At 69.5% G+C, this 1,674-nt stretch carries 1 protein-coding gene and 1 pseudogene; both read right to left on the reverse strand.

What is annotated here, in order from left to right; genetic code table 11:
* Positions 1-80: 80 nt before the first annotated feature.
* Positions 81-1,271: a GGDEF domain-containing protein gene (locus D183_RS0121500; protein WP_017910815.1), complete on the reverse strand. Its 1,191-nt coding sequence runs from the start codon at positions 1,269-1,271 to the stop codon at positions 81-83.
* A gap of 143 nt (positions 1,272-1,414) precedes the next feature.
* Positions 1,415-1,674, reverse strand: a pseudogene (locus D183_RS25580) (hypothetical protein); the annotation flags it as partial.

Below are 1,674 nucleotides of genomic sequence, written 5' to 3' on the forward strand. Positions count from 1 at the left end.
ACCACTGCCGGTACAGGGACGGATGCCAGGCGCTCATGCCGCCGGCGCCACGCGCGTGGTGTGCCGCGCGCCGCGCGCGTTCATGTGATGGTGGTGCCGGCGACCCGGTTGCGGCCGGCGCGCTTGGCCGCGTACAGCGCCTGGTCGGCGGCCAGCACCAGGGTCTGCCAGGACGCCTGCGCCCCGGGCGACGACAGGCAGTAGCCGATGCTCACCGTGCACACCAGCGGCGCCTCCGGCGCGGCATCGATCTGTTGCTGCTCGATGCGCCGCCGCAGGCGTTCGGCGAGATCGCGCACCGACGCCTCGTCGCCCTGCGGAATCAGCACCATGAACTCCTCGCCGCCGATGCGCGCCAGCAGGTCCGGCATGCGGATGTGCTGCGTCAGGGTCTGCGCGATGGCGACCAGCACCTGGTCGCCGACCGCATGGCCGAAGCGGTCGTTGATCGCCTTGAAATGGTCCACGTCGATCATCAGCACCGCGATCGACGCCCGCTTGCGTGCGGCATCGAGGGTCGCCGCCTCGCCGCGCTCCCACATCACCCGGCGGTTGGTCACCCCGGTGAGCGGATCCTGCGAGGCGTGCCGCCGCAGTTCCGCGTTCATTTCGCGGGTCAGCATCCACAGGAAGCCGGGGGTGATGCTGGCGGTCAGCACGATGCGCGAGAGCAGGCCGAAGTTGGTGGTCGGGTCGTAGCTGGTATCGACGTCGGGATGGAAGGCCCACCAGACCACCCGCAGCCCGACCATGCCGGCCCACAGGAAATGGAAGACGGCCGTGAAGCGCGCCGGCGTGCGCACGGTGCTGTCGGCGTGTCGCCACAGCGCCACCGCGGTGGCCAGGGTCAGCATGCCGCGTACCAGGCCGCCGAAGATCACCATGATGCGGTGATCGAGGCCTGTGTAGTGCAGGCTGTAGAGTTCCAGCGCGCAGAGCAGCGCGACCGGGACCAGCAATGTCCACTGCAGCAGCGGGCGTCGCAGGTAGGCGTTTACCGCCAACAGCGTCAGTGCGGTGGCCACGTCGAGGGTGACGTTGCCGGCGGGCGCGACCCAGACGTCCATGTAGTGCCAGGCCGGCGCCAGCAGGGTGCCGAAGCCCAGGGTGAACACGGCGTAGCTCAGCGTCAGCAGCAACAGACTGCGGGCGTGCCGTTCCTTGCGGCCGGTGACGTACAGCGCCAGGAACATCGCCGAGGACACCGCCGCGAGCAATGCGTTGACGATCAGCAAGGTGCCGGCATGGGCCAGATGCGCAATCCATTCCACAGATGTTCCGGGCCGCAGCGGCGATGAGGTGTTGCAGATGCAGCAAAGTATATGCCAGTGCCAGTGTCGGGCAGCCGACGCGGCATGCGCGATCGACGCTGAAAACGATTACGGCCCGCCTTCGGGCTTGGCGCTGCCTGGCCTCACAGCCGGTACTGGCGCATCAGCGGGACACCGATGCGCCGGGTCAGGGCGCCGAGCGCGGCGATCGGCTGGCGTCGCCGCAGCGGCAGGTGGCGCGCATCGACCGCGCTGTACTCGATGACCGGCATGCCGCCGCGCTGGCGCTTGAAACTGGCCGCGCCGGCGCTCTGGTTGAGGCGCTGGCCATACCGTCGCGCATGGTCGATGCCGCAGGCGGTGAGGGTGCGGTACAGCGCCAGCCGCTGCGGCAGGGGCAGGT

This window comes from Xanthomonas sp. SHU 199 (genome assembly GCF_000364665.1).
Lineage (GTDB): Bacteria > Pseudomonadota > Gammaproteobacteria > Xanthomonadales > Xanthomonadaceae > Xanthomonas_A > Xanthomonas_A sontii.